This window comes from Streptomyces katrae, assembly GCF_000966975.1.
In the GTDB taxonomy this organism is placed as follows: Bacteria; Actinomycetota; Actinomycetes; order Streptomycetales; family Streptomycetaceae; genus Streptomyces; species Streptomyces katrae.
On the sequence record NZ_JZWV01001723.1, the window covers coordinates 1 to 217 of the forward strand.

Consider the following 217-nt stretch of genomic DNA (forward strand, 5'->3'; position numbering starts at 1 on the left):
GACGTGAGGAGGGCGGCGAGGGCGTCGCGGTCGGCGGCGTCGCAGGCGGCGACGGTGACGGTGGCACCGAGCGCGGTGAGCTCCTCCTGGAGTGCGGCGGCCCCTTCGGTGTCGGGGCCGCGACGGCTGGTGAGGAGGATGTTGCGGACGCCGTGGGTGGTGATGAAGTGGGCGGCGACGAGTCGGCCGAGGGCTCCGGTGCCGCCGGTGATCAGTA

1 protein-coding gene is annotated in these 217 nt (G+C 74.2%); it reads right to left on the reverse strand.

Annotated elements, in window-relative coordinates; genetic code table 11:
- Nucleotides 1–217 (reverse strand): KR domain-containing protein (locus VR44_RS40310; protein WP_045952670.1); only part of this gene is annotated, 217 nt, incomplete at both ends.